At 64.0% G+C, this 26,208-nt stretch carries 20 protein-coding genes; 11 read left to right on the top strand and 9 right to left on the bottom strand.

The genetic code is table 11. The features are described 5' to 3' along the window. Window positions 1–331 precede the first annotated feature (331 nt). Window positions 332–1,636, top strand: coding sequence for a DUF3422 family protein (locus Q4543_RS20385; RefSeq protein ID WP_303441370.1), 1,305 nt, complete (start codon window positions 332–334; stop codon window positions 1,634–1,636). Here Q4543_RS20385 and Q4543_RS20380 read toward each other — a convergent pair. Continuing rightward, a complete protein-coding gene (locus Q4543_RS20380) occupies window positions 1,624–2,376 on the bottom strand; it encodes a hypothetical protein (RefSeq protein WP_303441368.1) in 753 nt (250 codons plus the stop codon). The genes Q4543_RS20385 and Q4543_RS20380 overlap by 13 nt on opposite strands. A 149-nt stretch (window positions 2,377–2,525) precedes the next feature. Here Q4543_RS20380 and Q4543_RS20375 point away from each other — a divergent pair, with 149 nt between their 5' ends. Next, entirely contained in the window at window positions 2,526–3,398 is an 873-nt protein-coding gene (locus Q4543_RS20375; protein ID WP_303441366.1) for a glycosyltransferase family 2 protein, read from the top strand. A gap of 4 nt (window positions 3,399–3,402) precedes the next feature. On the opposite strand, the gene Q4543_RS20370 is transcribed toward Q4543_RS20375, so the two are convergent. Then, on the bottom strand, window positions 3,403–3,939 hold the full coding sequence (locus Q4543_RS20370) for a hypothetical protein (protein ID WP_303441363.1): 537 nt from the start codon (window positions 3,937–3,939) through the stop codon (window positions 3,403–3,405). A 351-nt stretch (window positions 3,940–4,290) separates the two neighbouring features. Further along, a complete protein-coding gene (locus tag Q4543_RS20365) occupies window positions 4,291–5,664 on the bottom strand; it encodes a M20/M25/M40 family metallo-hydrolase (RefSeq protein ID WP_303441361.1) in 1,374 nt (457 codons plus the stop codon). A gap of 396 nt (window positions 5,665–6,060) precedes the next feature. Between Q4543_RS20365 and hemA the strand changes: the two genes are divergently transcribed. The 4 genes from hemA to Q4543_RS20345 all read left to right on the top strand — a co-directional run bounded on the left by hemA (window position 6,061) and on the right by Q4543_RS20345 (window position 11,809). Continuing rightward, complete coding sequence (hemA, locus tag Q4543_RS20360; protein ID WP_303441372.1) at window positions 6,061–7,284, top strand: 5-aminolevulinate synthase; 1,224 nt, start codon at window positions 6,061–6,063, stop codon at window positions 7,282–7,284. Between the two features lie 330 nt (window positions 7,285–7,614). After that, the gene (locus Q4543_RS20355) at window positions 7,615–9,192 is read left to right on the top strand and encodes a helix-turn-helix domain-containing protein (RefSeq protein WP_303441359.1); all 1,578 of its coding nucleotides are present in this window, start codon (window positions 7,615–7,617) and stop codon (window positions 9,190–9,192) included. A 144-nt stretch (window positions 9,193–9,336) separates the two neighbouring features. Continuing rightward, window positions 9,337–10,467, top strand: coding sequence for a flavodoxin-dependent (E)-4-hydroxy-3-methylbut-2-enyl-diphosphate synthase (ispG, locus tag Q4543_RS20350; RefSeq protein WP_216004698.1), 1,131 nt, complete (start codon window positions 9,337–9,339; stop codon window positions 10,465–10,467). A gap of 4 nt (window positions 10,468–10,471) precedes the next feature. Beyond that, complete coding sequence (locus tag Q4543_RS20345) at window positions 10,472–11,809, top strand: sensor histidine kinase (RefSeq protein ID WP_303441357.1); 1,338 nt, start codon at window positions 10,472–10,474, stop codon at window positions 11,807–11,809. 4 nt (window positions 11,810–11,813) lie between these two features. Here Q4543_RS20345 and Q4543_RS20340 read toward each other — a convergent pair whose 3' ends face one another. Next, entirely contained in the window at window positions 11,814–12,581 is a 768-nt protein-coding gene (locus tag Q4543_RS20340) for a DsbA family protein (protein ID WP_303441355.1), read from the bottom strand. A gap of 286 nt (window positions 12,582–12,867) precedes the next feature. On the opposite strand from Q4543_RS20340, the gene Q4543_RS20335 reads away from it, so the two are divergent. The 4 genes from Q4543_RS20335 (at window position 12,868) to prfB (ending at window position 19,218) form a co-directional block, all read left to right on the top strand. Then, window positions 12,868–14,010, top strand: coding sequence for an aminotransferase class I/II-fold pyridoxal phosphate-dependent enzyme (locus Q4543_RS20335; RefSeq protein ID WP_303441353.1), 1,143 nt, complete (start codon window positions 12,868–12,870; stop codon window positions 14,008–14,010). Between the two features lie 55 nt (window positions 14,011–14,065). Further along, the gene (locus Q4543_RS20330; protein ID WP_303441351.1) at window positions 14,066–15,283 is read left to right on the top strand and encodes an N-acetylmuramoyl-L-alanine amidase; all 1,218 of its coding nucleotides are present in this window, start codon (window positions 14,066–14,068) and stop codon (window positions 15,281–15,283) included. A 91-nt stretch (window positions 15,284–15,374) separates the two neighbouring features. Further along, window positions 15,375–17,912 (top strand): penicillin-binding protein 1A, encoded by a 2,538-nt coding sequence (locus tag Q4543_RS20325; RefSeq protein WP_303441349.1) that lies wholly within the window; start codon window positions 15,375–15,377, stop codon window positions 17,910–17,912. A 184-nt stretch (window positions 17,913–18,096) separates the two neighbouring features. After that, on the top strand, window positions 18,097–19,218 hold the full coding sequence (gene prfB, locus Q4543_RS20320; protein ID WP_303441348.1) for a peptide chain release factor 2: 1,122 nt from the start codon (window positions 18,097–18,099) through the stop codon (window positions 19,216–19,218). A gap of 25 nt (window positions 19,219–19,243) precedes the next feature. On the opposite strand, the gene Q4543_RS20315 is transcribed toward prfB, so the two are convergent. From Q4543_RS20315 to Q4543_RS20305, 3 genes are all read right to left on the bottom strand, one after another. Beyond that, window positions 19,244–20,386, bottom strand: coding sequence for a CaiB/BaiF CoA-transferase family protein (locus Q4543_RS20315; RefSeq protein WP_216004704.1), 1,143 nt, complete (start codon window positions 20,384–20,386; stop codon window positions 19,244–19,246). Window positions 20,387–20,504: 118 nt separating this feature from the next. After that, entirely contained in the window at window positions 20,505–21,473 is a 969-nt protein-coding gene (locus Q4543_RS20310; protein ID WP_303441345.1) for an agmatinase, read from the bottom strand. 19 nt (window positions 21,474–21,492) lie between these two features. Next, window positions 21,493–23,406 (bottom strand): hypothetical protein, encoded by a 1,914-nt coding sequence (locus Q4543_RS20305; protein WP_303441343.1) that lies wholly within the window; start codon window positions 23,404–23,406, stop codon window positions 21,493–21,495. A gap of 174 nt (window positions 23,407–23,580) precedes the next feature. Here Q4543_RS20305 and guaB point away from each other — a divergent pair, with 174 nt between their 5' ends. Next, on the top strand, window positions 23,581–25,029 hold the full coding sequence (gene guaB, locus Q4543_RS20300; protein ID WP_303441342.1) for an IMP dehydrogenase: 1,449 nt from the start codon (window positions 23,581–23,583) through the stop codon (window positions 25,027–25,029). A gap of 240 nt (window positions 25,030–25,269) precedes the next feature. On the opposite strand, the gene Q4543_RS20295 is transcribed toward guaB, so the two are convergent. Together Q4543_RS20295 and Q4543_RS20290 are read right to left on the bottom strand one after the other, a co-directional pair. Then, a complete protein-coding gene (locus Q4543_RS20295) occupies window positions 25,270–25,836 on the bottom strand; it encodes a hypothetical protein (RefSeq protein WP_303441339.1) in 567 nt (188 codons plus the stop codon). After that, a complete protein-coding gene (locus tag Q4543_RS20290; RefSeq protein ID WP_303441338.1) occupies window positions 25,836–26,072 on the bottom strand; it encodes a hypothetical protein in 237 nt (78 codons plus the stop codon). Before Q4543_RS20290 ends, Q4543_RS20295 begins: the two co-directional genes overlap by 1 nt. Window positions 26,073–26,208 lie beyond the last annotated feature (136 nt).

Raw genomic sequence — 26,208 nt, 5'->3', positions numbered from 1 at the left:
GGGCGCCCTGCCCCCGCGGCGCGCGCCCCCCCCCCCCTCCACCCGGGGTATATTTTCGGCCCCCTGACGGGGGGGCGCGGGGGGCCTTGGGGGGGTTTGGGGGGGCGGGGTAGCTGGTTGATTGCCGCATCGAGGCGCACAGGGCAGTATGGAGGACGGTATAGAGCGGCGTTCCCCGTGCGAAACCAGTCGCAGGGTCGCCGATTTTCCGAGCTTTTGGTTCGGTATGCCGAGGTATTCAATTAACTATCTGAAATATATAGATTAAATGTCTTGCTTTGACGCGGCAGGCCTGTACGTTCCCATCAATCATATTGTCAGGACTGCCCCGATGCCGCCGATTCAGGATCACCCGCTGCGCTACCAGCTTGCCAACGAGCTGCATGCGCGCCCGTTTCCGTCTTTGAAGGCACCCTGCCGCGCGGTGTATCTTGCGATCAAGAAGGCGCAGGATGCCTCTTCTCGGGATCGGGCCAAGGATCTGGCGCATCTGATCGCGTTGCTCGATCGCTATGGCACGCAGCATCCGCAGCCGGGGGCGACGCATTTCACCGCGGCTATCGGGCAGCATGTGCTCAAATGGGAGCAGCACACGGAATTCGTGTCTTATACGGTGTTTCTTGCCGGGCTGGGCGAGCGGCCTTTTGATCCGGCGGATTTCGATGTGTTTCCCGATGACTGGCTGGAGGGCGCGCCGGGCGTGCGGGTGACCTCGGCGATGATCCGGATCTGCGAGCGGGCGGACCATGACGCCGACGTGAACCTTCTGGCGAACGCTTGGCTTGTCACCGAGAGCATGGCGGTGTCGTCGGTGCTGGATGATGCAATGATCGTGGCGGGGGATTTTCGCATCGATCAGGGCGGACATCTGCGGTTTGCCGTCTTCCCGCGGCGCGGGGTCGGCGAGCGACGGGTTGGCCGCGTGGTGCAGCGCCTGTGCGAGATCGAGACCTATAAGGCGATGTCGATGCTTGGCTTTACCCGCGTGCGGGCCATCGCTGGGCGGATGACCGAGATCGACGAGGAGCTTACCCGGCTGATGACCGCGATGACCCATGGCAATGCGCCCGAAGAAGAGACGCTGACGGCGCTGCTGCGGGTGTCGTCTGAGCTCGAGACGCTCTCGGCGCAGACGGCCTTTCGTCTTTCTGCGACAGAGGCTTACGAGGCATTGGTGACGCAGCGCATCGCGGTCTTGCGCGAAGAGCGGTTCGGCGGTCGCCAGACGTTTCGTGAATTCATGGCGCGCCGCTTTGATCCGGCGATGCGCACCGTCAAGAGCGCCGAGAAGCGGCTGGAGTCGATGTCGGCGCGGGCCGTGCGCGCGGGCGATCTGCTGCGCACGCGGGTCGAGGTGAAGCGCTCGGCGCAAAATCAGGATTTGCTGGAAAGCATGAACCACCGCGCCGACCTGCAATTGCGGCTGCAACATACCGTCGAGGGGCTGTCGGTGGTGGCGATCAGCTATTACGCGGTGTCACTGGTGGGATACCTGCTATACCCGCTGGCGGATGTAATCGGCGTGAGCAAGGGCATGCTGACCGCGCTGGCGGTGCCGCCGGTCGTGCTTGCGGTGTGGCTGGGGTTGCGCCGCATCCGATCAGCGGTTGAAAAGGACGGGCATCAGCCCCGGTAGAGATAGCCCAAAGCGGCCTCTGTTCCGAGGTCGATCTGGCTGCGCAGGAAGGTCAGGTCGTTTTTGGAAAGCTGCGGCGGTGTTGCGGGGCGCGGCACGACCGATGGCACAAAGCGTGCGCCAAGCCGTTTTGTCACCGGGCGGAACCCCTGCGGCGCAGGTGGCAGCGCCAGGCTCTGCTCGATTGCAGCGACGAAATCGCGCGGTGCGCCTTGCACCGCCTCGAGGCGACACAGGATCATCGTGCAGCCGCGGTTCAGAAAACTCAGCAACCCTTCGATCTTGGCCCGGCGCATTGCGAACAGGTTGGCATAGGGCAGGCCGGTCAGCGGGTGGCGATCCAGTTGCAAGGGCTGTCCGACGCCGCCAAGCGCCTTGAGCGGCGGGAAATAGCGTTCACGGTCGGCGATGGTGGCCCATTCGGCGCGCAGGAAGTCAGCGAATTCGAGCGCCTGCATCTGCGGCGGACAATGCCACGGCTTGGCGTGCATCGAGCGCGCCCAATCCTCGGCGTGGCGGATCACGCAGACCGCCGCCGTATCCGCCGGGATCGCCGTCATATGGGGCAGGGCGTGTTTCCATCCCAGCGCCTCGGTCGGGACCAGCGCGGTATTGCGGCCCAGCAATCGCTTGACGAAATTGGTTCCCGACGAGCGCTCTCCGAACACCTGAAAGCGGGTGATTGCGCCGCCATCATGGGCGATCTGCCAGCCGGTTTCTGGGAATGCCTCGGAAATCATGACCCTGCCTCACCTTCGATTTTCAGAATGTTACCCGCGCTGCCGCCTCTGGGCGATAGTCTTTCCGGCCCCTCGCGGCTAGAGTTCGAGTCAGCACGAGGCGTGCGCCGCTTCGGACCCGGGCAGGCGATGACACGAAAGAGATCTTGATGCAGAGCATTTGCGCGGCAATTACCATGGTGCGGGACGATCCGGACTTCCTGAAAACATGGGTGCGCTATTACGGCGACCTGCTGGGGCGCGAGAATTGCACCGTGGTCAACCATGGTCATGAGCCCGAGGTCGCCCGCATTGCCGAGGGTTGCAACCTCATCGGCATTCCCGGCGATCTGCACCGGAATTTCGACATGAAACGCTGGCGGCTGCTGAACGGGCTGGTGGCGGGGCTGCGCGGCTATTACCGCCATGTGATCGTCGGCGATGTCGACGAGCTGGTGGTGCTCGATCCCGAGGCCGGAGCTCTGCTTGACTGGTTGCGCGCACAGCCCGGTCGGCGGGTGCTGACACCGCTTGGGCTAGAGGTGATCCACCGCCCCGAGATCGAAACCGAGCCGCTGAGCGCGGGCATCCTTGGGGCGCGGCGCCATGTGCGGCTTGCGCCGCATTATTCAAAGCCCTGCGTGCTTTCGATGGGCACCAAGATCGCGCGGGGCGGGCATTTCACTCAGGCCGAAACGCTGCATGTGCCCGATGCGCTTTACCTGTTCCATCTGAAATTCTGCGATGTCGCGACCTATAGCGCGACGATGGACCGGCGCAATGCCATGACAGGCGCGGTTGGCGCGGGCGTTGAAGAGGCGGCCATCGGTCGACACTGGTTTGCCGGGGCGCGGGGCGAAGATCGTGCGCTGTTTGACCGCTTTGCCGGGCTCAGGATGCAGGACGGGTTCGATCTTGGCTGGGTGCGCAAGCGGATGAAGCGCAGCTGGAAGCCCCGTGGCGATACGGGATTCTGGCAGTTCGACCGACCGGAGTATGACCAGCAATATTGCCTGCCAGAGCGGTTCTTCGGGCTGTTCTGAACGCTCAGTACCCGCCGGATGACGACACGAAGGCGATGTTGCCCAGATCAACAGGCATCTTGTCGGCAGCAGCAACGATCAGCGAGCGCGAGTTGGTGTCCAGCAGGCCGAAGGCCGCCTCGAAGACGCTGTCGGGCGTATAGACAAAGCCAGCGGCCAGCATCGCGCCAAACAGCAGCCCGCCAGAGTTTCCCTTTGTGGCCCCGCGCGTGCAGGCAAAAAGGTAGCGCAGCAAATGCATCGCCAGCATCACCGCCGAAATCGCCAGCAACGCTGCCAGCCCGTAGAAGATGTAGTCGTGGTACTGGGTGTCGAGCTTGCCACGCAGCAGGCTTGTTTCGATGGAATCGCGGTTGCGGGCGACTGAGAGGCAGACAAAAGCCCAGCCGAAGCCAAGCAGCAGCGATACGAACGGGCGCGAAGGCGCTGGGGGCGTCGTCGCCTCTGGTCTGCGGCTTGCTTGCACATAGCAGGGATCGACTCGCTTGATACGGGCCTGAAAATCATCCTGCGTCATCTTGCGGAAGGCATGTTTCTTCATCGGCTCTGTCCCTGTCACACTTCGAAGCGTCTTTCAGTTCCAACGAACCGGACCGGGCTTCGCATGGCTTGGCTCTGTCCGTCCCGGGCGGTGTCCTGCGGCAGCGCAGGTGATGACCACGCATTGAACGCTAGGAATGAAATATGGCGGCCATGTGGCCGATTGCGTCGAAGCCGCGGATTCACCGTGTTGGGTCCAATAGTTACCGAAACCTTGTTACAAATTGTACAGGCTCAACGCCCCGAGACGGTTCAGCGTCGCGGCGCGCAGCAGGCGAGAAGGGCGGAGCTTTGAATGCCAAAGGGCGGGATCGCTCCCGCCCTTGCATCATCGTCTCGACGCTGTGATGGATCAGCCCGCCATGGCAGCCAGAATGCGCGCCCAGCTGCGCGTGCCCTTGTGAAAGCTCTCGAGGTCGTATTTTTCGTTCGGAGAATGGATCTGGTCGTCATCCTTGCCCCAGCCGACCAGCATCGCATCCATGCCCAGAATCGACTTGAAATAGCCCGCGATCGGGATCGAGCCGCCACAGCCCGCATAGGCCGCCGGATCGGGCCATTCATCGGTCAGCGCGGCGCGCGCGGCCTCGAATGCGGGGTGCTCGGTCGACATCTGCGCGGCGGGCGAACAGCTGTGATCCTTCCACGCGATCTTGCAATCGGCGGGCAGCTGCGCCTCGACCCAGGCGCGAAAGTTCTTGCGGATGGCGTGGGGATCCTGCGTGCCGACAAGGCGAAAGCTGATCTTGGCCGAGGCTTCCGACGGCAGCACCGTCTTGAACCCCGCGCCGGTATAGCCGGACCAGAGTCCGTTGATCTCGGCGGTGGGGCGCGCCCAGATCATTTCGAGCGGGCTGACCGCCGCTTCCCCGGCGGGCTCGGACAGGCCGACATCGCCAAGGAACCGCTGATGGTCAAAGCCCAGCCCTTCCCATTGCGCTTTCAACTCGTTCGACAGCACCGGCACGCCTTCGTACAGTTCGGGCACCTGAATGACGCCATTGTCGTCGAAGAGCTGCCCGAGGATGCGGGTCATCACCCGCGCCGGGTTCATCGCAAGCCCGCCGTACATGCCCGAATGCAGATCCTTGTCGGGGCCGGTGATGGTGAATTCCTCGCCCAGCAGGCCGCGCAGCATGGTCATGATCGCCGGCACGCGGGATTCAAACAGCCCGGTGTCGCAGATAAGCGCCAGCTCGGCGTTCAGCTCGTCGGCGTTTTCCTTCATGAAAGGGATCAGCGAGGGCGAACCGCTTTCCTCTTCGCCCTCAAGGAAGAAGGTGATCTTGCAGGGCAGCTTGCCATGCTCGGCCTTGAAGGCGCGGCAGGCCTCGATAAAGGTCATCAGCTGGCCCTTGTCATCCGCTGCGCCGCGGCCGCGGATCACCTTGCCCTTGGGGGTTTCTTCGATCGCGGGATCGAACGGGTCGCGCGTCCACAGCAACAGCGGATCGACCGGCTGCACATCGTAATGGCCATAGAACAGGATATGCGGGCCATCGCCGTCGTAATGGCCCACCACCATCGGATGGCCCGGCGTCGGGCGTTTCGAGGCGCTCACGCCCAGCGATTGCAGGTTGGCCACCAGCCAGTCGGCGGCGCGGTCGCAATCGGCCTTATAGGCCGGATCGGTCGAAATCGACGGGATTCGCAGCAGTTCCAGAAGCCGTTCGGTGGCGGCGGGCAGGTCGGAATCGATCCGGGCGAGAACGGCATCGAGAGACATGGGGGGTCCTTTCACGGTCACTTTGGCGCGAGCCTAGCAGCGGCGCACGGGGTGTCCAGTACACCCCCTGCGCGGCAACGTCACGACCACGAGACCAATCATCACCAGCCCGGCGACGCGTCTGCCGCAGATTCAGCCCGTGCCCGCTCCTCTGCGCCTTGGCGGGTGGGGCGATGCGTTTGTCGCGCGGTGGACAGAGCGTCGCATTGCCATCCTTAAGTCTTGATGCAAATCAAGGAGGGCGCGGCTAGAATGGCGATAAAGCGTGGACATAAAGATGTACGGACGTTATTTATTCACGACTGTGAATGCGGGACAAGCCAACCCGAATACGCCGCACAACCAAAGACGACTGACAGACAAGAAGGTGCGGCCATGATCAACGAGGAGATGCCGGTGGATTACACCGCGAAGCTCGACGAAGCCCTGAACCGCCTGCACGACGAAGGCCGCTACCGCACCTTCATCGACATCGAGCGCAAGAACGGGCAGTTTCCTCACGCCACATGGCGCAAGACCGACGGCTCTGAAACGCCGATCACCGTTTGGTGCGGCAATGATTATCTGGGTATGGGGCAGCACCCGGCGGTGCTGGCGGCGATGCATGAGGCGATTGATGCCACCGGCGCGGGTTCGGGCGGCACGCGCAACATCTCGGGTACCACGGTCTATCACAAGCGGCTCGAAGCCGAGCTGGCCGATCTGCACCAGAAGGAAAGCGCGCTGGTGTTTTCGTCGGCCTACATCGCCAACGATGCCACGCTGTCGACCCTGCCGAAGCTCTTTCCCGGCCTGATCATCTATTCCGACGAGCTCAACCATGCCTCGATGATCGAAGGCATCAAGCGCAACGGCGGGGCCAAGCGGATCTTTCGGCACAATGACTTGGCGCATCTGCGGGAGCTGCTCGCGGCAGACGATCCCCGCACCCCCAAGCTGATCGCCTTTGAATCGGTCTATTCGATGGATGGCGATTTCGGCCCCATCGAAGCGATCTGCGATCTGGCCAATGAATTCGGCGCGCTGACCTATCTGGACGAAGTGCACGCGGTGGGCATGTACGGCCCGCGCGGCGGCGGCGTGTCCGAGCGCGACCAGCTTTCGCATCGCATCGACATCATCAACGGCACGTTGGGCAAGGCCTTCGGGGTGTTCGGCGGCTATATCGCGGCGTCTTCGAAAATGTGTGACGCCATCCGCTCTTACGCGCCGGGCTTCATCTTCACCACCTCGATCCCGCCCGCCGTGGCGGCCGGGGCGGCGGCGTCGATTGCGCATCTCAAGGTTGATGCCACGCTGCGCGAGCGTCACCAGACCCAAGCCCGGATCCTCAAGACCCGGCTCAAGGCGATGGGCCTGCCGATCATCGACCACGGTAGCCACATCGTGCCGGTCATTGTCGGCGATCCCAAGCACACCAAGGTGCTGTCGGACATGCTGCTGGATCGCTACGGCATCTATGTGCAGCCGATCAATTTTCCGACAGTGCCGCGCGGCACCGAAAGATTGCGCTTTACGCCGTCTCCGGTGCATGGCGCAGCAGAGATGGACGTGCTGGTGCGGGCGATGGATGCGCTGTGGTCGCATTGCGCGCTCAACCGTCAGGAGATGAGCGCCTGATCCGCTCTCGCGGCTGATCTCATTGCCTCGAAATCAAGCCTTCCCCCGCTGGTGGAAGGCTTTTTTCTTGATTTGACAATATTTTTAGAACCGCAGTTCACCAGATCGACAAACCCTCGATTTTTTCAGCTATTCATGTGGGTTGCCTTCGGTTTGCGCTAACGCCGCCGGCCGGTGGCAGGATTTTGACATGTGCGGAACCACGCTTATGCGAGCCGTCGCTGTGTAAAACCAGTTGTGATGTGCTAACCTAATCTCAATAAGAAGCGCATCGCGAATCGCGCAAGCGTGATTGAGCGGCATTGGGACAGCGGTAATCGGGTTGAACGCATGATCGGGCGGAAATCCTCACGCAAGGCTGACGGCGCGGCCGTGGTTCGGCCTCGCGGCTTCGACGATTATTCGTTGAAGCTTGGTGATGTCATGCGCGGCGAACGTGCGACGATGGGCAAGTCCCTTCTGGATGTTCAGCGCGAGCTGCGCATCAAGGCAAGCTACATCGCAGCGATCGAGAATTGCGACCCTTCTGCTTTCGATACTCCGGGCTTTATCGCGGGTTACGTGCGTTCTTACGCGCGATACCTTGGCATGGATCCCGATGAATGCTTCGGCCAGTTCTGCAATGAAAGCGGCTTCTTCGTTGCGCATGGCATGTCCGAGAAGGCATCGACCATCCGCAAGGCCTCGGTCGGCAGCGCATCTGTCAGCGATATGCCGCGCCCGGTGGCGCGCGACCCGTTCCGCGATCCCAAGATGCCCTTCGTGCCGCGTGGCGACAGCCTGCTGTCGCGGATCGAGCCGGGGGCCGTTGGCTCCATGCTGGTGCTGATCGCGCTGATCGGGGGCATCGGCTATGGCGGCTACGCCGTTCTGCGCGAGGTGCAGCGGGTGCAACTGGCCCCGGTCGATCAGACCCCGGTTGTGCTGAGCGAGCTTGATCCTCTCGAGGCCGCGACCCGCGCAGGCGAAGCGCCGGAGGATGAGATCGCTGGCATCGGCGCCTTTACGCCGCCCACTGCCGAGGCGATGGATCGGCTGTACCGACCGCAGGCGCTTGATGTGCCGGTGCTGGTGGCGCGTGATGCGCCGATCTCGTCGCTCGATCCGTCGACGGTGGGGGTCTTTGCCAATCGCGGCTCTGCGCCCAAGTCTCTCGCCTCGCCCGATGGCTCGGAGCGTCTGGCGCAGGTTTCGGCTCCGGGGGAGGTGACGGTGGTTGCCGTGCGCCCGGCATGGGTGCGGGTGCGCGCCGCGGATGGCAGCGTGCTGCACGAAGGTGTGATGAACGCGGGCGAGATCTGGACCGTTCCTGCGGATCAGGCGGATGCACAGCTCAACGCCGGGGAATCCGGCGCGGTGTACCTTGCCATCAACGGCCAGACCTACGGTCCGGTCGGCCCCGCTGGTCGCACCACCCGCGATCTGTCGCTGCAGCCCGATGTGCTGGCAGCGGTGCTGAGCCCCGCCGATCTGTCGAAAGATGCCGATCTGGACCGGATGCTTGCGGACCGCCCGCAGTTCGCCAGCGTGCAGGGCGTGCCCGGCCAGCCCAAGGTGCTGGAAGACGGCGCGCCCGGTGTGACGATGATCGCGGTACGCCCGGCTTGGGTGCGCGTGCGCGCGGCCGATGGCTCGGTGATCTACGAGGCGATCATGAACGCTGGTGACACCTTCAAACTGCCCGCCACCGAAGAGCCCGCGACCCTGCGCGTGGGCGAATCCGGCGCGGTCTATTTCGCGGTCAACGGCCAGACCTACGGTCCGGCTGGCAGCAGTGGCAAGGTGACCAAGAACCTCGCGTTGTCGGTCGACAACCTGACCAAGAGCTATCAGGTTGCGGATATCGCCCAGGATTCCGATCTTGAACGTGTGGTGGCAGAATTGAACAGCGCCGCCCTCACAGAATAGTCCAACCTGTCAGGCACCGCCCGAGCGAACGCGCATTTTCGCGAGGCTGACCTTGACGTAAAGGTGACGTCTCTGGTCTTGAACCCGCTGGGGCGTTAGGTAGGACCAAGAAAATACCCATCGTCCCGCGGAGGTCCTGCAGGTATGAGCCACAATCCCATTCGTCCATGGCGCAACATCGAGCGGCGCGCGTCGCGTCGCATCATGGTGGGCAATGTCCCGGTGGGCGGAGACGCTCCGATCTCTGTCCAGACCATGACAAACACCATCACCACCGATGTCGCCGCCACGGTGGCACAGGTGCAGCGCGCGGCCGACGCCGGGGCCGATATCGTGCGTGTTTCGGTGCCCGACGAGGCCAGCGCCAAGGCGCTGAAGGAAATCGTGCGCGAAAGCCCGGTGCCGATCGTCGCCGACATCCATTTCCACTACAAGCGCGGCATCGAGGCAGCCGAGGCGGGCGCGGCCTGCCTGCGCATCAATCCGGGCAACATCGGCAGCCCCGAGCGGGTGCGCGAGGTCATCGCCGCCGCCCGCGACAACGGCTGTTCGATGCGCATCGGCGTCAACGGCGGCTCGCTCGAACGCCACCTTCTGGAGAAATATGGCGAGCCATGCCCCGACGCGATGGTTGAATCGGCGCTCGATCACATCCGCATTCTGGAAGACAACGATTTTCACGAATTCAAGATCAGCGTCAAAGCCTCGGATGTGTTCCTGTCGGCAGCCGCCTACATGGGGCTGGCCGAGGTCACCGACAAGCCGATCCATCTGGGCATCACCGAGGCGGGCGGCCTGACCTCGGGCACCATCAAGAGCGCTATTGGCCTTGGCCAGCTGCTGTGGATGGGCATTGGCGACACCATCCGTGTCTCGCTCTCTGCCGATCCGGTCGAAGAAATCAAGGTCGGCTACGAGATCCTGAAATCGCTCGGGCTGCGGCACCGGGGGGTGAACATCATCTCTTGCCCGTCCTGCGCCCGGCAGGGGTTTGACGTGATCAAGACGGTCGAGGCGCTGGAACAGCGGCTGGAACACATCAAGACGCCGATGAGCCTGTCGATCATCGGCTGCGTGGTGAACGGGCCGGGCGAGGCGCTGATGACCGATGTCGGCTTTACCGGCGGCGGCGCGGGCAGCGGCATGGTCTACCTTGCCGGCAAGGCCAGCCACAAGATGAGCAACGAGCAGATGATCGACCACATCGTCGAAGAGGTCGAGAAAAAGGCAGCCCAGATCGACGCGGCAGAGATTCCATCCGAAGCCGCGGAATGACCAAGTGACAGGGGCACGCGACACCTTGGGCGGCATCTCGGAAGAGCAGGTCGATTATACCGAGGTCAAGCGGCTCGATGCCCCGTTCTCGGCCCGGCAGATGCCGTACTATCTGCTGCTGGCGATCTGTTGCGGCATCATCGTGATCAAGGGCGATCCCAAGCTGGTGCTGGCGTGGGTGATCGCGGTTCTTCTGGCGAAGGGGCTGCATCACCTTGCCCTTGCCCGCCTGCCGGACAGGGGCCCCAAGCGGCTGATCCGACGCATCTTGGCAACGCAGCTCCTTGTCGGGATCGTTTACGGCGCGCTGGGGCTCGGGCTTTGGGTCAGCGGCGGCGAGACCTTGCGCATCATGTCCCTGCTATTGCTGAACGCTGCGGCGCTCAACGCCTTGTCGGCGCGCTCGCGATTGCCTGTGCAATTGCGCTTCGACCTGTGGCTGATCTCGGTCATGACGCTGCTGCGGATTGGCTGGCTGTGGTATAAGGCGCCGATGACCATGGAAACGTGGATGCTCAGCGCCGCGCTGCTGGCCATTCTGATTTACTTCATCCATGTCACCATCGACTTTCGCAACATGCGCCAAAGGCTGAATGCCCGGAGTTCCGCCCAAGATGCACTGGCGCGTCAGCGCAGCATGACGCAATTCACCGGCGGCGTGGCGCATGATTTCAACAATCTGCTGACCGTGGTGCTAGGCAACATGGAACTGGCGCGGCTGAGCGCGCGCGATGGCGAGCGGGACGAGCTGATCGGCGAGGCAGAGCGCGCGGCGCGGCGCGGGGCCGAGCTGACCTCGCGTCTGCTGGCCTTGTCGCGCAATGCGCGGCTGGCCCCGGTTTCGGAAAGCCCCGAAGAAATGATGAAGCCGATCCCGGCGCTGGCTGGGCGGATCCTTCGGCCCGAACATCGGCTGGATATTTCCGTGGAGCGCAATCTTCCGGCGGTGTTCGCCGATCCGACCAGCCTTCAGGCGGCGCTGCTCGAGCTGATCACCAACGCGCGCGATGCCATGCCGGATGGTGGGCAGATGACGCTGTCCGTCAACCAAAGCGCCGATGCTCCGGGGCAGGCGGTGCGGTTCAGCCTGACCGACGCGGGCAGCGGTGTTCCCGACCACCTGCGCGACACCGTGTTCGAACCGTATTTCACCACCAAGCCGCGCGGGCAGGGATCGGGACTGGGCCTGCCGATGGTGCGCGGCTTTGTCGAGCAATCCGCTGGCGAGATGCATATCGAGCCTGCGCCGAACGGGCAGGGCACGCGGGTCTGGTTCGACCTGCCCGCGGTGCCCGTAAGAGAGGGCGCCGTGCCCCGGGCCGAAGGCATGGCACGGGGCTGAGGCCTCAGCCGTCGGCGCGGATCTCGCTGGCGATCTGCTGCATCGCCGCAAGCGGCACGTAGCCGCGCAGCATCTGCCCGCCAAAGACAAAGCTCGGGGTGCCGTTGATCTGCATGGCCTGCGCAAGCGCGCGGGTTTCAGAAATGCGGCGGTCGACCTCTGGGTCGGACATGCGGGCAAGGATCGCGTCGGTATCAAGCCCAAGCGATGTTGCAAGGCGGCGCAGCACCGGCTCGGAGGGCTCACCGCCAAGGGTCATCAGCGCGTCATGCACCGATTTATACGCTTCGGGCCCGGCTTCGATCATGGTGGCGATGGCAAAGCGCGACGAGGTCAGTGAGGCCTCGCCAAGGATCGGAAATTCCTTGAGGATGAACCGGATGTTGCCATCGCTGGCGATCAGCTCTTCGACCTCGTCGAAGGCCTTGCGGCAATAACCGCAGCGGTAATCCGAGAATTCCACGATGGTGATGTCGCCCTCCGGGTTGCCGCCGACATAGGAATAGCCGTCGTCAAAGATCGCATCGGCATTGCGTGACACCAGCTGTTCGTCATCGACGGCCTGCTGCTGCGCCTGCCGCGCTTCAAGCTGGCTGACGGCTTCCATGATAACCTCGGGGTTTTCCATCAGATAGGCCCGCACCTGCGCGCCGAACGCCTCGCGCTGCTCGGGGGTCATGCTGGCCGGGTCGAACTCTTGCGCGGCGGCCGGAAGGGCCAGTCCCGCGGCAAGGGCCAGCGCGGTTGCGGTGCGGATCGGTCGATTGAACATGGGGGCTCCCTGAGGTTGTCCGGTGAGGTTATGCGCTACGCGGCGCGGCGCGGCAACGGTTCAGTGCAGAATGCCGGCCCGCCGGGCGGCGTCGACGGTATCCTGCGCGCGCCGCCACGGCGCCGGGCGTTGCGGCAAGCGCGATGCCATGCGTGCGCGCTGCCGGTTGGGCAGTTGAGCAGCCGCAAGGGCGCTGAGAGCAAGGCAGACAGGCGGTTGGCAGCGGACATTGACCCTCGATGGTATCGCTTCTATGCGATGAGTAATGCCAGCATGGGAGAGCCAGATGCGAAACTCAAGCCGGGGGGCGGTCGATCCCTTCATCGTGATGGACGTGATGGAAGCGGCCCGGCAGGCCGAGGCATCGGGGCGGCATATCATCCATATGGAGGTCGGCCAGCCATCGGCCGGGGCGCCGAAGGAGGCGCTGGACGCGCTGGCATCGCGCATGAAAACCGATCCGCTGGGCTATACCGTTGCCTTGGGGCTGCCAGAGCTGCGGGCCCGGATCGCGCGCTATTACGGCGAGCGCCACGGGGTCGATCTTGACCCGGCGCGGGTGGTGGTGACGCCCGGCTCTTCGGGCGGCTTCGTGCTGGCCTTCACCGCGCTGTTCGATTCCGGGCAGCGGGTGGCGCTGGGGCGACCGGGCTATCCGTCCTACCGCCAGATCCTCAAGGCGCTGGATCTGCTGCCGACCGAGATCGAGGCGAGCGCCGCCAATGGCTATCAGCTGGTGCCATCGGATCTCGAAGGCGTTTCGTTCGACGGGCTGCTGATGGCTTCGCCCGCCAATCCGACGGGCACGATGCTCGGGCGCGAGGCGCTTGGGGCGCTGATCGGGTGCTGCCAGTCGCGCGGCGCGGCCTTCCTGTCGGACGAGATCTATCATGGCATCGAACATGCCGCGCCCTCGGTCAGCGCGCTGGAAGTGTCAGACGATGTCTGCGTGATCAATTCCTTTTCCAAGTATTTCTGCATGACAGGTTGGCGCGTCGGCTGGCTGGTGGTGCCGGATGCACAGGTGCGCCAGATCGAACGTCTGGCGCAGAACCTGTTCATCTGCCCGCCCCATGCGGCGCAGGTCGCGGCGCTGGCGGCGATGGATGCCACCGAGTCGCTGGAGGCCAACCTCGCGGTCTATGCAAAGAACCGCGACATGATGCTGGCCGAACTGCCCAAGATCGGCTTTGATCGCATCGCGCCGCCGGATGGGGCGTTCTATATCTACGCCGATGTCAGCGCGCTGACGCAGGACAGCCGGGCCTTTGCGGCGGAAATTCTTGAAAAGGCCGGGGTGGCGGTGACGCCGGGGCTGGATTTCGATCCGGTGCGCGGCCATGGCACGCTGCGCTTTTCCTATGCGCGCGGCACTGCGGACATCGCCGAAGGGCTGGATCGGCTGCGCCGCTTCATGGCGCAGCGGTAATCCAAGGTTTCTCATACGAACACGCGTGGGCATGGCAGCGTCCGGAGCAACGAGAATGACAGGCAGGACTATGCGCGCAATCCTGATTTGGCTGCTTTTGCTGCCGTTGTTCAGCCATGCTGCGCTGGCGCAGAGCCTTGGCGGGCGGGCGAGCTATCTGGGCGGCGGGGTCGTGGATGCCCGCAGGGGGGCGGCGCTGACGCTCGATCTTAGCCAAGGGGTGCCGTGGCGCGCGTTTACGCTGGTCGATCCGCCGCGGCTGGTGCTCGACTTTCGCGAGGTTGACTGGGCGGGCGCCGACGCCGCGCAGATGAACCGCTCGCAGGATGTGGCCGAGCTGCGGATGGGCCCGTTCAGCGCGGGCTGGTCGCGGCTGGTCGCGGTGCTGACCCGCCCGGCGCTGATCCGCGAGGCGGGCATGACCATCGACGAGGGATCGGGGCAGGCAACCCTGTCGATCCTGCTAAATGATGCCAGCGCGGCAGAGATGGAGGCTGGCTCTGGTGCGCCGCGCGATCCGCGCTGGGATCGCCCGCAAGCCTTGCTGACAGCCCCGCCGCGCTTCGAGGGCGCGCCGCTGCGCATCGTGCTTGACCCCGGCCATGGCGGCATCGATCCGGGCGCCGAGCGCGGCGGCGTCAGGGAGGCCGCGCTGATGCTGACCTTCGCGCGCCAGCTGCGCGACGTGCTGCGCCGCGCCGGTTACGAGGTCCTGCTGACCCGCGACGAGGATGTCTTTGTCTCGCTCGAAGGGCGGGTCGCCGTCGCGCATGAGGCGCGCGCCGATCTGTTCATCTCGTTGCACGCAGATGCCATCGAAGAGGGGATCGCGCATGGCGCCTCGGTCTACATGCTCGACGAGCTGGCCTCGGATGCGGCGTCCGAGGCGCTGGCCGAGCGTCACGACCGCGATGACATTCTTGCCGGGCTCGATCTGTCCGGGGCGGATGATCGCATTGCCGATGTGCTGCTGGATATCGCGCGGCTCGACAATGGGCCGCGCAGCCTGTCGCTGGCGCAGCATCTGCTGGGCGGCATCGAGAACGCCGTGGGCGAGGTGCACAAGCGCCCGCTGCGCCGCGCCGGGTTTTCGGTGCTCAAGGCCGCCGACATTCCCTCGGTGCTGATCGAGCTGGGCTTCCTGTCGACCGAGCGCGACCGCGCCAACCTGCTGGACCCCGACTGGCGCAACGGCATGGCCGCGGGCATCCGCGATGGCATTGCCGCATGGTCGCTTGAGGACGCCGCGCTGTCGCGTCTGCGCCGGCAGTGAGCGGGCAATCGCCTTGCATCACGCCGGCGTGTGTTTTGACGCGCGTAAACGGACGGTATAAGGGACGTGGCAATCCTGAAAGGCGGCCCTTGTGACTCGGTTCATTCTCTCTTTCTTCGGCGGAATCTTCAGCCTCATCACGCTGGGCCTTACCGCGATGGCGATCACCATCGGTGCGGTGTTCTGGATCTATGGTCAGGACTTGCCGAGCCATGAAAGCCTCGCGCAATATACGCCTCCGACGATCAGCCGGATCTATTCGACCGAAGGCCGGGTGATCGACGAATTCGCGCAGGAGCGGCGGATCTTTACCCCGGCCGACCAGATTCCGGACCTTGTGAAACAGGCGTTCATCTCGGCCGAGGACAAGAATTTCTACGAGCATTCGGGCTATGACCTTCGCGGCATCGCGGCGGCGGCGATCGATGCGGTGAAATCACGCGGGCGCGATGTGCGCGGCGCCTCGACCATCACCCAGCAGGTGATGAAGAATTTCCTGCTGTCTGGCGACCGTCAGGCCGAGCGCAAGATCAAGGAGATCATCCTTGCCGCGCGCGTCGAAAAGGCGATGAGCAAGGAGAAGATCCTTGAACTGTATCTGAACGAGATCTTCCTTGGCCAGAATTCCTATGGCGTAACCGCCGCAGCGCAGACCTATTTCAACAAGTCGCTGTCCGAACTCGCCCCCAACGAGGCGGCGTTTCTGGCCTCGATGCCCAAGGCGCCGTCGGATTTTCATCCGGTGCGCAACAAGGAACGCCTGCAACAGCGGCGCGATTACGTGCTGCGCGAGATGCGTGAAAACGGCGTGATCAGCCGGGCGGTCTATGAGCAGGAAGTGGCCCAGCCGCTGCTGTCGGTGCAGAACGGCGATTACGAGCCCTACCAGCAGGCGCTGCCGCCGCGCGACTATTTCACCGACGAGATCCGCCGCCAGCTGACGCAGAATTTCGGCGAGGGGGAATTCTTTTCTGGCGGTCTGTCGGTGCGCGCCACGCTTGATCCTGAAATGCAGGTGAAGGCCGCCGAGAGCCTGCGCATCGCGCTTGAAGACTACGACCGGGGCACCGGGCGCTGGAATGGCACCGGCAAGACCATCGACGCGGCCCTTCTGGACAGCGAAGCCGACTGGCGCGAGGCGTTGGCCAATACCTCGGTGGCGCGCGACGTCGATCTGCAAAGCAAGTGGCTGCCCGCGGTGGTGCTCGAGATCGGCGATCAGTCGATGCGGCTGGGGATCGAGGGCATTGCCATCGACGATCCGCGCGGCAATTCGGTGCCGCGCAAGGATATTTCGTGGGTTCGCGGCAGCTTTGCCGACAATTTCAAGCGAGGTGATGTGGTCTATGTGCGCGAGATGACCGAAGACGACAGCGGCGCCTTCATCCGCTGGACGCTGCGGCAGATCCCCAAGGTGCAGGGTGCGTTCATGGCGATGGACGTGAACACCGGTCGGGTGATCGCCATGCAGGGCGGGTTCAGCTATCAGGATTCGGTGTTCAACCGCGCCACGCAGGCGATGCGCCAGCCCGGCTCGTCGTTCAAGCCGTTCGTCTATGCGTCGGCGCTGGATTCGGGCTATTCGCCGTCGACCATCATCATCGATGCGCCGATCGAGATCGACACGCCACAAGGGGTCTGGCGGCCGAAAAACTCGTCGAACACCTATTACGGACCGACGCCCCTGCGCACCGGCATCGAGCAGTCGCGCAACCTGATGACCATCCGTCTGGCGCAAGAGATCGGCATGGACACGGTGGCGCGCTACGCCGAGAAATTCGGGGTATACGATCAGATGGGCCGGGTGCTGGCCAACGCGCTTGGCGCCGACGAGACCACGCTGTTCCGGATGATCTCGGCCTATGCGCAATTCGCCAATGGCGGCGAGAAGGTCGAGCCGACGCTGGTCGACCGGGTGCAGGACCGCTGGGGCCGGACCATCTACAACCACGAATTTGCCAAGGGCAACGAGCGGGTCTGTGAGGATTGCGCCGATCCCAACCTGCCGCCGGGGCGCGGGCCGCGCATCGTCGACAGCCGCGAGCGGATGATGGATCCGGTGACCGCCTATCAGCTGACCTCGATGATGCAGGGCGTGGTGCAGCGCGGCACCGCATCGGGCGTGGTCGATCTTGGGGTGCCGACGGCGGGCAAGACCGGCACCACCAACGATGCCAAGGACGTCTGGTTCATCGGCTTTACCAGCAATATCGTGGCGGGGTGCTACATCGGTTACGATACGCCGCGTCCGCTGGGTCGGGGCGCTTATGGCGCGTCGATGTGCGGACCGGTGTTCCAGCGCTTCATGACACAGGCGGTGAAGAAATACGGCGGCGGCAAGTTCAAGGTGCCCGAGGATTGCGAGTTCATGAACATGGACCGTTTCTCGGGGGCGCGGCTTGGGCCGAACGCCAGTGGCCCCAACGTGGTGTCGGAATGTTTCCGCCGCGGCGAAGAGCCGATGTTCGGGATCGCGCTGGACGGGGGCTGGGCGATGTCGGGGAATTTCGACGTGATCCAGCCGGACGGCTCGACGCGCTCGCGCGAGGTGACCACCTCGACCGGGAAGAAGGCCGTCGTTGGCCCCAAGGCCAGCTTTGGCACCTTGTCCTCGGGCGGGCTTTACTGAGATCGACCGCGCCTGGCCGGGCCGGAGCAGGGGGCCAGCCTCCTCGGCCTTGCGGCCTCACCCCGGAGTTTATCGGGCAAGATGAAGGGCGGGCGCGGCGCGGCGCTTGAAGGGGCGGGTCGGCTGGTTTATGTCGCGCCCTTAAGTTGCCCTGACCACCCGCGAACCTTGAAAGAGACAGCCCATGCGCGCCGAGACCCAGAAGACCGTCGAACGGATCGAGAAGTCGCTGAACCTGCTGGGCCAGCGGCTCGACTGGGAGACTGCGCCCTATCGGCTGGAAGAGTTCAATGCGCGGGTCGAGGACCCCAACCTGTGGAACGATCCGGCGGCGGCGCAGAAGCTGATGCGGGACCGGCAGATGCTGGTGGATGCGATGGAGACCTATAGCTCCATCAAGCAGGACCTGTCCGACAATCTGGAACTGATCGAGCTTGGTGAGATGGAGGACGACGGCGAGGTGGTCTGCGACGCCGAGGCCGCGCTGGCGGCGCTGGCCGAGAAGGCCGCGCAGAAGGAGCTTGAGGCGCTGCTGGACGGCGAGGCCGATGGCAATGACACGTTTCTGGAGATCAACGCTGGCGCCGGGGGCACCGAGGCCTGCGACTGGGCGGCGATGCTTCAGCGCATGTATGTCCGTTGGGCGGAAAAGCGCGGCTACGAGGTCGAGCTTCAGTTCGAGGAAGCCGGTGCCGAGGCCGGGATCAAATCCTGCGGGTACAAGATTTCCGGGCAGAACGCCTATGGCTGGCTGAAGTCGGAATCCGGTGTGCACCGGCTGGTGCGGATTTCGCCCTTTGGCAAGGGCACGCGCGAGACGTCCTTTGCGTCGATCTGGGTCTATCCGGTGGTCGACGACAATATCGAGATCGAGGTGAACCCGAGCGATATCCGCGTCGACACCTATCGCTCGTCGGGCGCGGGTGGGCAGCATGTCAACACCACCGACTCGGCGGTGCGGATCACCCATATTCCGACCAATATCGTCGTGACCTCGTCGGAGAAGTCGCAGCACCAGAACCGGGATATCGCCATGAAGGCGCTGAAATCGCGGCTCTACCAGATGGAGCTGGACCGGCGGAATGCCGAGATCAACGCCCAGCACGAGGCCAAGGGCGATGCGGGTTGGGGCAACCAGATCCGCAGCTACGTGCTTCAGCCCTACCAGATGGTCAAGGATCTGCGCACCAATCACGAGACCAGCGATACGCAGGGGGTTCTGGACGGCGCGCTGGATCCGTTCATGGCGGCGACGCTGGCGCAGCAGGCCTCTGGCAAGTCGCGTGCCGATGCCAAGACCGACTGACGCCGGGTCGTTTTCCAGCTGACGCCTAGTCTTTTTCCAGCCAGCGCAGGATGTCGGCGCGGTTGCCGTCAAGTTCCGGCGCGGGGGCGCGGGCGGGCGGATCTTCCATGCCTGACATCTTGATCGGATTGCCCGCCGCCTTGAAGCTGGCCCGCCCGTAGCGGTCGAGCACGTCGACGATCATGTTGCGCGCGGCGATCTGCGGGTCTTTCATCACCTGATCCATCGACTGGATCGGCGCGCAGGGTACGCCGGCGGCGGTCATCCGGCTCAGCCAGTGGCTGCGCGGGTGTTCGAGCGTCACAGCCTCGATAAGGCGTTTGAGCAGGCGGGCGTTGGCCAGCCTTGCGGCATTGTCCGCAAAGCGCGGGTCCTGCGCGATGGGCAGGTCGAGTACGAGGCAAAGCCGCTCGAACTGCGCTTCGGTGCCCGCTGTCAGCACGAAGGGGCCGTCAGACGCCGAGACCGCCTCGCAGGGCGCGATCGAGGGGTGGCGGCTGGGATGGGGTGGCGGCGTCGCGCCGGTGGCCTGTTGCGGCACGGCCTGTTCCATCAGGGCCAGCTGCGCATCGAGCATTCCGACATCGACCCGCCGCCCGACACCGGTGCGCCCACGGTCGTAGAGCGCGGCAAGGATGCCCTGAGCAAGGAACATGCCGCCCGACAGATCGCCAAAGCTGCTTCCGGCGCGGCGGGGGGCGTCTGGCGTGCCGGTGCGGTTCATCAGCCCCGAGCGCGCCTGCACGATCACGTCATAGGCGGCGCGTCTGGCATCCGGCCCGGTCTGACCGAAGCCGGTGACCGAGGCATAGATCAGCGCCGGGTGGCGCGCATGCAGCAGATCCCAGCCAAGGCCATGCCTGTCCATCACGCCGGGGCGGAAGTTTTCGACCAGCACATCGGCGCGCGAAAGGATCCGGTCCAGCACGGCGCGATCATCAGCCTTGTCGAAATCGAGCGCCATCGAACGCTTGCCCCGGTTGACGGCGGCGAAATAGGCCGACTTGCCATCCTTGAGCGGCGGCAGCGTGCGCGCGCCGTCGCCTGCTCCGGGCCGTTCGATCTTGATCACCGCCGCGCCGAGGTCGGCGAGGATCATCGTGGCAAAGGGCCCGGACAGAATCCGGGTGAAATCAACGACGGTGACGCCGGAAAGGGGAAGCGACATGGGCCTTTGGCTCTCTTGTCGAAGGGCTGCTCTGGGGGCAGGCTGTCACGCCGTTTGCCTCGCGGGCAAGCCTTTTGTCGGGGCTGGCCGGTTTTCGCCCCGAACGTGACTTTCCCGCTCAGCTTGCGTTGGTTTGCATCTTGCGCGCGTGAAACACAAAGCCGAGCAGGTTCATCAGCACCTGCGCCGCAAGGATCGAGGTCGAGCCGGTGGGATCGTAATCGGGCGCCACCTCGACGAGGTCGATGCCGATGACGGGATGATCGCGCGCCACCGCTTGCAGCAATTCGAGCACGTCGTAATACAGGAACCCTCCATGCGACGGTGTGCCGGTGCCGGGCGCGATCGATGGGCAGAAGGCGTCGATATCAAGGGTGATATATACCGGAGCCCCGGCAGGAATACGAGCAGCGACGCCTTGCGGGCCCAGCTTGCGGGCCTGACGCACCGACAGGATGTCCGAGCCCATCTTCCGGGCATCCTCATAGCCGTCGCGGGCGGTGGATGAGACATTGCGAATTCCGACCTGCGTCAACCCGCTGACCCACGGCTTTTCGGCGGCGCGGCGCATCGGGTTGCCGTGGCCGCGCGTGACCCCATGGCGGATGTCGACGAAATCGAGATGAGCGTCGATCTGAAGAACGTGAAAGGGCGCGTGGCCTTCATAGGCCTCGATGCAGGGGATGTTGATCGAATGATCGCCGCCGATCACCACCGGCAGCGCGCCGGCGTTCAGCGCCGCCTCGACCCCGGCGCGGATGTTGGCATGGCTCTGGATCGTATCGGTGTGCACGATGTCCGCGTCGCCCATGTCGACGATGCGCACGTCCTCGCCAAGGTAGGTGGCGTCGTCTTCGTGGTCATAGGCCCCGGCGTGACCGAAGCTGAACAGGGTCGAGGCCTCGCGCACGCCGCGCGGCCCGAACCGCGCCCCGGCGCGCCACTGCGTGCCCGCATCGAAAGGTGCGCCAAGGATCGCCGCGTCGGCGTCGATCTGCGACCAGTCGGCGACATAGGGCTTTCTGGCAAAGGTGCAGATGCCGGTGAAGGGCAGGTTCAGGCGGCCGCTGTCGTATCCGTGGGTCATGGGGCTCTCGGGCAAGGGGTCATTGCCCTTGATTTTCACTGCTTGCCGTTAGGGCCGCAAGCAGATTGTCGCGCCAGCCGTAGATCTCGGCAACGAGGCTGGCGCGGAATTGCTCGCGTTTCAGGGTTTCTTCCAGTGCGATCATCGCGGCGTCAAGGGCAACGCCCGTAAGCCCAGCGACGAGCGCCGCGCCGGTCGCCACACCGACGGCCGTTCCTAGCCCGGGCACGATGCTGCCAAGTACCCCGCCGACAAGTGCCCCGATCGTGGTGCCCACTGCCTTCTTGCTAGCGACCTTGGCCAGCGCCTTGACGGCGAGCTTCAGCGCGCCTTTCGCCGCGACCTTCTTGACGATGAGTGCCGCGACCGTGCCGGTGGCGAGGGCGCCCACGCCGCTGGCGGCAAGCCGCGTGGAGACAAGCGTCTGGGACTGTTGCAATTCGGTGGCAAGATCGAAGCAGGGCGCGGCCTCGCAGACGTTTACGGCGATCAGTTCCACATCGTCGGTGGGGAGGATCTCGCGCTCGTTCAGAAACGCGAGATCCGCATTGCCGAACGCCTCGGCAATGTGGCCAGCATCGGCAAGCGTTTGGTGCAGGTCATTGAAGTCGCGCATCGGATTGCCTTGCGCGAGCGACTTCGTGAGCTGTTCTGCCATATGTGCCTCGGCGTCGCCCATCATCATGGCGCCAAGCCGCAGATACTCCCCCTTCAGCGAGTAATAGTCATCAAGAAAGGCATCGACATTCCTCTCCATCTGTTCGCTGGCGCGCACCACGGCAGTCGCAAGGTCATCGCGCATGGCAAGCACGAGGGCAGCAAGCCGCTCGCGCTCTCGGGCCTGCAACGCGTCGATCGTGCCCGGGGGGTAGTAGCGCCCGGCAATCGACTCGGCAGCAACCGGTTTGCGTTCCGGTGCCTGAGGGCCTTGGGGCAGACGCGGCAGGTCTGCGCGGCCCGGCAGAGGCTGGGGGGCGGATCGTCGCGACGAAGGCGTGGTTTCGGTGGCGCGGGAAGCACGCATCGGCTCGACAATGATGTCGGAATAGATCTGTTCGCTTAAGCTGGCGTGGCGCTCATCCTTCGATATCGCCGCTAGAAATGTCTCGCCCCATGCGACGAGGGGCGTCCAGATGAACCAGAGGCACAGCACCACAACGCAAGAGGCTCCCGCCACGATGCCTAGGTTAAGGGGTGGCGGCACGGTCTCTGCCGAGGCGCGTGCAAGTGCGCGCTTCAGTTCTGCAGCTGGCATCGCGGCGACGGCGGTGAACGTGCCTGCGAGGCCAGCAAGACCGCCCGTGCTGAGGGCCAGAACGACCCTGCCCCAGAGCGCGCCTATGCCGGAAATATGCGTTTGTACGTCGCCCGTGACACGCGCCAGACCATCGATTTCGCGGACAAGCGCGCTTTGCGCCGCAGGCAACTCGGGAAGCAAATGATCCGGCAGGCCGTATGCCACCGCAAGACAGGTCAGTAGCCAGCTTAGCCCGACAGCGCACACGGTCGCCCAGCGGATCGGCAGAAGCGTGGCAAAGGCCCCGTGCAACTGCGGCGCGATCCATCGTCGCAGGCCGTGCAGTGGAACGAACAGGATTGGCACAAGAATGACTGACAGAAGGGTCGTTTCATCACCCGACAAAAGCTGTGGCAGGGAGGCGCCAACCACGACCGCAGATATCAAAACTGCCACGGTAAGCCGATAGCTGGCCCGGGACCGCAACGAGCGTAGCCAAGAGACTTCGGTCATGATCTTCAGTTTGTGCGCCTGCCATGCGCTATCAAGACTTGCCAGCGCGAAGGTTCCAGGCACCGTGAGCAAGGGCAGGCATAGGGCCACCGCCCAGACCGCTTGGCTTCGCATGAGATAGATCGCGCCAAGTGTGGCCGCGATGCAAAAGAGATAAACGAGAAAGAAGCGCTTCGAGGCCATCAATGGAATCCGGTGCAATTTCCCGAGAGACGAACCGGAAAATCATGTGACCACAAGCACTTTGTGCGCTTGGCGCAAGTCTTCGGGACGCCGCGTGCCCTTTCGCCCTTTCCCCTGCCGGACATCCATGCAATAGGGACGTGCCAACCGATCCCCTCCCAAGGAGCTGCCCCCATGGAGATTCGCGAGGCCCTCACCTTCGACGATGTCCTTCTCGTTCCCGCCGCGTCCAGCGTGCTTCCCAGCACCGCCGACACCCGCACGTGGGTCACGAAATCCATTGCGCTGAACATCCCGCTGCTCAGCTCGGCGATGGATACCGTGACCGAGGCGCGCATGGCCGTCACCATGGCGCAGGCCGGTGGCATCGGCGTGATCCACAAGAACCTGACGGTCGAGGAACAGGCCCGGCAGGTGCGCCGCGTCAAGCGGTTTGAATCCGGCATCGTCTACAATCCGGTGACGCTGACCCCCGACCAGACCCTTGCCGACGCCAAGGCGCTGACGGAACGCTATGGCTTCACCGGCTTTCCGGTGGTTGATGCCAATCATCATGTGGTCGGCATCGTCACCAACCGCGACATGCGTTTTGCGCAAAAGGACGACACGCCGGTGCGCGTGATGATGACGTCGCAGAACCTTGCCATCCTGCACGAACCCGCCGATCGCGACGAGGCGATCAGCCTGATGCGCGCCCGCCGGATCGAAAAGCTGCTGGTGACGGATGCCGCTGGCAAGCTGACCGGCCTGCTGACGCTGAAGGACACGGAAACCGCTGTGGTCAATCCGACCGCCTGCAAGGATGGCCTTGGGCGCCTGCGGGTCGCGGCGGCGACCGGCGTTGGCGACTCCGGGCTGGAACGCTCCGAGGCGCTGGTGGACGCGGGCGTCGACATCCTCGTGGTCGATACGGCGCATGGCCATTCGCAGGGCGTGCTCGACGCGGTGAGCCGCGCCAAGCGGCTGTCCAACGAGGTCCAGGTGATCGCGGGCAATGTCGCCACTTATGATGCGACGCGCGCGCTGATCGATGCGGGCGCCGATGCGGTCAAGGTCGGCATCGGGCCGGGTTCGATCTGCACCACCCGCATGGTTGCAGGCGTCGGCGTGCCGCAGCTGACCGCCATCATGGATTGCGCCAAGGCCGCCGGAGACGTGCCGGTCATTGCCGATGGCGGCATCAAGTTCTCGGGCGATTTTGCCAAGGCGATCGCGGCGGGGGCCTCCTGCGCCATGGTCGGCAGCATGATCGCTGGCACCGATGAATCGCCCGGCGAGGTGATCCTGTATCAGGGGCGCTCGTTCAAGGCCTATCGCGGCATGGGCTCGCTCGGGGCGATGGCACGCGGCTCGGCGGATCGCTATTTCCAGAAGGACGCCGCCTCCGACAAGTTGGTGCCCGAGGGCATCGAAGGGCAGGTGGCCTACAAGGGCTCTGCAGGCGCGGTAATCCATCAGCTGGTGGGCGGTCTGCGCGCGGCGATGGGCTATACCGGCAACGCCACGGTCGAGCAAATGCGCCAGAACTGCAACTTCGTGAAGATCACCAACGCCGGGCTCAAGGAAAGCCACGTGCACGACGTGCAGATCACGCGGGAGTCGCCGAACTATCGGATCGGCTAAGTAACTGCTTGTGATGGACTTTATTGGGCTGGGGCGAGAAATCGCCCCAGCCTATTCTTTTGGAACGGAGGCAGAACTGGACAGAACGGACCCAGAACTGGACACTGCATCAGCTGCTTCACTGATGCAAAAAAGGATAGTATTGGGTTCAAGCTGATGCACTTAGGTCGAGTCCTCGAGAGCGGTCGCGAGCATGAAAAAGGCGGCCAGTGGCCGCACCTTTCTCCCTCTCATGATAGTTCACTCCGCCCGCGACACGCGCTCTCGATATTCGGCAAGCGTGCCATGCGCGGACAGAGCCGACCTCCGAGTCACTTCAAGCCGAAGATCCCGAACATCTTCGTCAGCAGAGTCCCGGTCATGCTCGGCGCTGGTGATTACCTTCTCATGATGACGGATTTCATCCCGATCCCGAGCGACCGCAGACTCAAGCTCGACAAGCGCCTCGAACGCATGCCCCACAACCGCCCTGAGCCGCTCGGCGTCGTCTGTGCGGATTTCAAGCGCTGAGCTGAGTTGAGTGTCGTCAAGCGCCTGGAAGCGTCTTCGTGCGACTTCGCCTTGGTAGGTCGACACAAGGCCCTCGATCGCATCCATCCATTTCAGATGTCGGTGAAAGAGCCATCCGCAAAACGACACCTCGAGATCATCGACGCGCTTACCTGCCGCGTTTCGTTCATTGAGCGCTGTCAGTCTTCGGGCGTTGCGGTTGTAAGCGCACGAGACCCGATTGTTGATCTCGATGCACCGCGCGATCCGGCGGCTGAGAGCATCATCCGTCAGCGTCCTCACATTGACCCCGCGCATCAATGCTTCTTCGCGCCGATGACTTCTGCGGCTTCGCCGAGGAGCCGCAAAAGTTCCTCTTCATCATCGCCGGAATGCTTGTCGCGACCCTCAAGCTCTCGAATTTGGGCAATCAAGTTCGAGTAGGTTTCGGCGGACACAAGGACGAAGTCTTCCTTGCCGGGGCGTTGGATATGGAGCGGGTGTCCCTGGAGATCGTCACCGATCATGTCGATGACTTGGGAGATAATGGTCATGGGGTCTCTTGATGTCATGCAACCTCGCTTGCTGAGCGTCTCTCATACAGTAGAGACGCGGTAGTGTCCCAACGCTTGGTGTAGGAGGCCGCGCGCGGAGCCCCCGGCGTAGCGCAGCGCGCGGCCGGGTGTGACG

The organism is Salipiger sp. 1_MG-2023, from assembly GCF_030547555.1.
Taxonomy (GTDB): Bacteria; Pseudomonadota; Alphaproteobacteria; order Rhodobacterales; family Rhodobacteraceae; genus Salipiger.
Note: the sequence above shows the minus strand (reverse complement) of the source record. Positions and strands in the feature narration are given on the sequence as shown.

What these genes read in the sequence shown, in the direction of transcription:
- Q4543_RS20385 (WP_303441370.1), top strand. Translation starts at nt 332, where the DNA reads ATGCCGCCGATTCAGGATCACCCGCTGCGCTACCAGCTTGCCAACGAG.
- Q4543_RS20380 (WP_303441368.1), bottom strand. Translation starts at nt 2,376, where the DNA reads ATGATTTCCGAGGCATTCCCAGAAACCGGCTGGCAGATCGCCCATGAT.
- Q4543_RS20375 (WP_303441366.1), top strand. Translation starts at nt 2,526, where the DNA reads ATGCAGAGCATTTGCGCGGCAATTACCATGGTGCGGGACGATCCGGAC.
- Q4543_RS20370 (WP_303441363.1), bottom strand. Translation starts at nt 3,939, where the DNA reads ATGAAGAAACATGCCTTCCGCAAGATGACGCAGGATGATTTTCAGGCC.
- Q4543_RS20365 (WP_303441361.1), bottom strand. Translation starts at nt 5,664, where the DNA reads ATGTCTCTCGATGCCGTTCTCGCCCGGATCGATTCCGACCTGCCCGCC.
- Q4543_RS20355 (WP_303441359.1), top strand. Translation starts at nt 7,615, where the DNA reads ATGATCGGGCGGAAATCCTCACGCAAGGCTGACGGCGCGGCCGTGGTT.
- ispG (WP_216004698.1), top strand. Translation starts at nt 9,337, where the DNA reads ATGAGCCACAATCCCATTCGTCCATGGCGCAACATCGAGCGGCGCGCG.
- Q4543_RS20340 (WP_303441355.1), bottom strand. Translation starts at nt 12,581, where the DNA reads ATGTTCAATCGACCGATCCGCACCGCAACCGCGCTGGCCCTTGCCGCG.
- Q4543_RS20335 (WP_303441353.1), top strand. Translation starts at nt 12,868, where the DNA reads ATGCGAAACTCAAGCCGGGGGGCGGTCGATCCCTTCATCGTGATGGAC.
- Q4543_RS20330 (WP_303441351.1), top strand. Translation starts at nt 14,066, where the DNA reads ATGACAGGCAGGACTATGCGCGCAATCCTGATTTGGCTGCTTTTGCTG.
- prfB (WP_303441348.1), top strand. Translation starts at nt 18,097, where the DNA reads ATGCGCGCCGAGACCCAGAAGACCGTCGAACGGATCGAGAAGTCGCTG.
- Q4543_RS20315 (WP_216004704.1), bottom strand. Translation starts at nt 20,386, where the DNA reads ATGTCGCTTCCCCTTTCCGGCGTCACCGTCGTTGATTTCACCCGGATT.
- Q4543_RS20310 (WP_303441345.1), bottom strand. Translation starts at nt 21,473, where the DNA reads ATGACCCACGGATACGACAGCGGCCGCCTGAACCTGCCCTTCACCGGC.
- Q4543_RS20305 (WP_303441343.1), bottom strand. Translation starts at nt 23,406, where the DNA reads ATGGCCTCGAAGCGCTTCTTTCTCGTTTATCTCTTTTGCATCGCGGCC.
- guaB (WP_303441342.1), top strand. Translation starts at nt 23,581, where the DNA reads ATGGAGATTCGCGAGGCCCTCACCTTCGACGATGTCCTTCTCGTTCCC.
- Q4543_RS20295 (WP_303441339.1), bottom strand. Translation starts at nt 25,836, where the DNA reads ATGCGCGGGGTCAATGTGAGGACGCTGACGGATGATGCTCTCAGCCGC.
- Q4543_RS20290 (WP_303441338.1), bottom strand. Translation starts at nt 26,072, where the DNA reads ATGACCATTATCTCCCAAGTCATCGACATGATCGGTGACGATCTCCAG.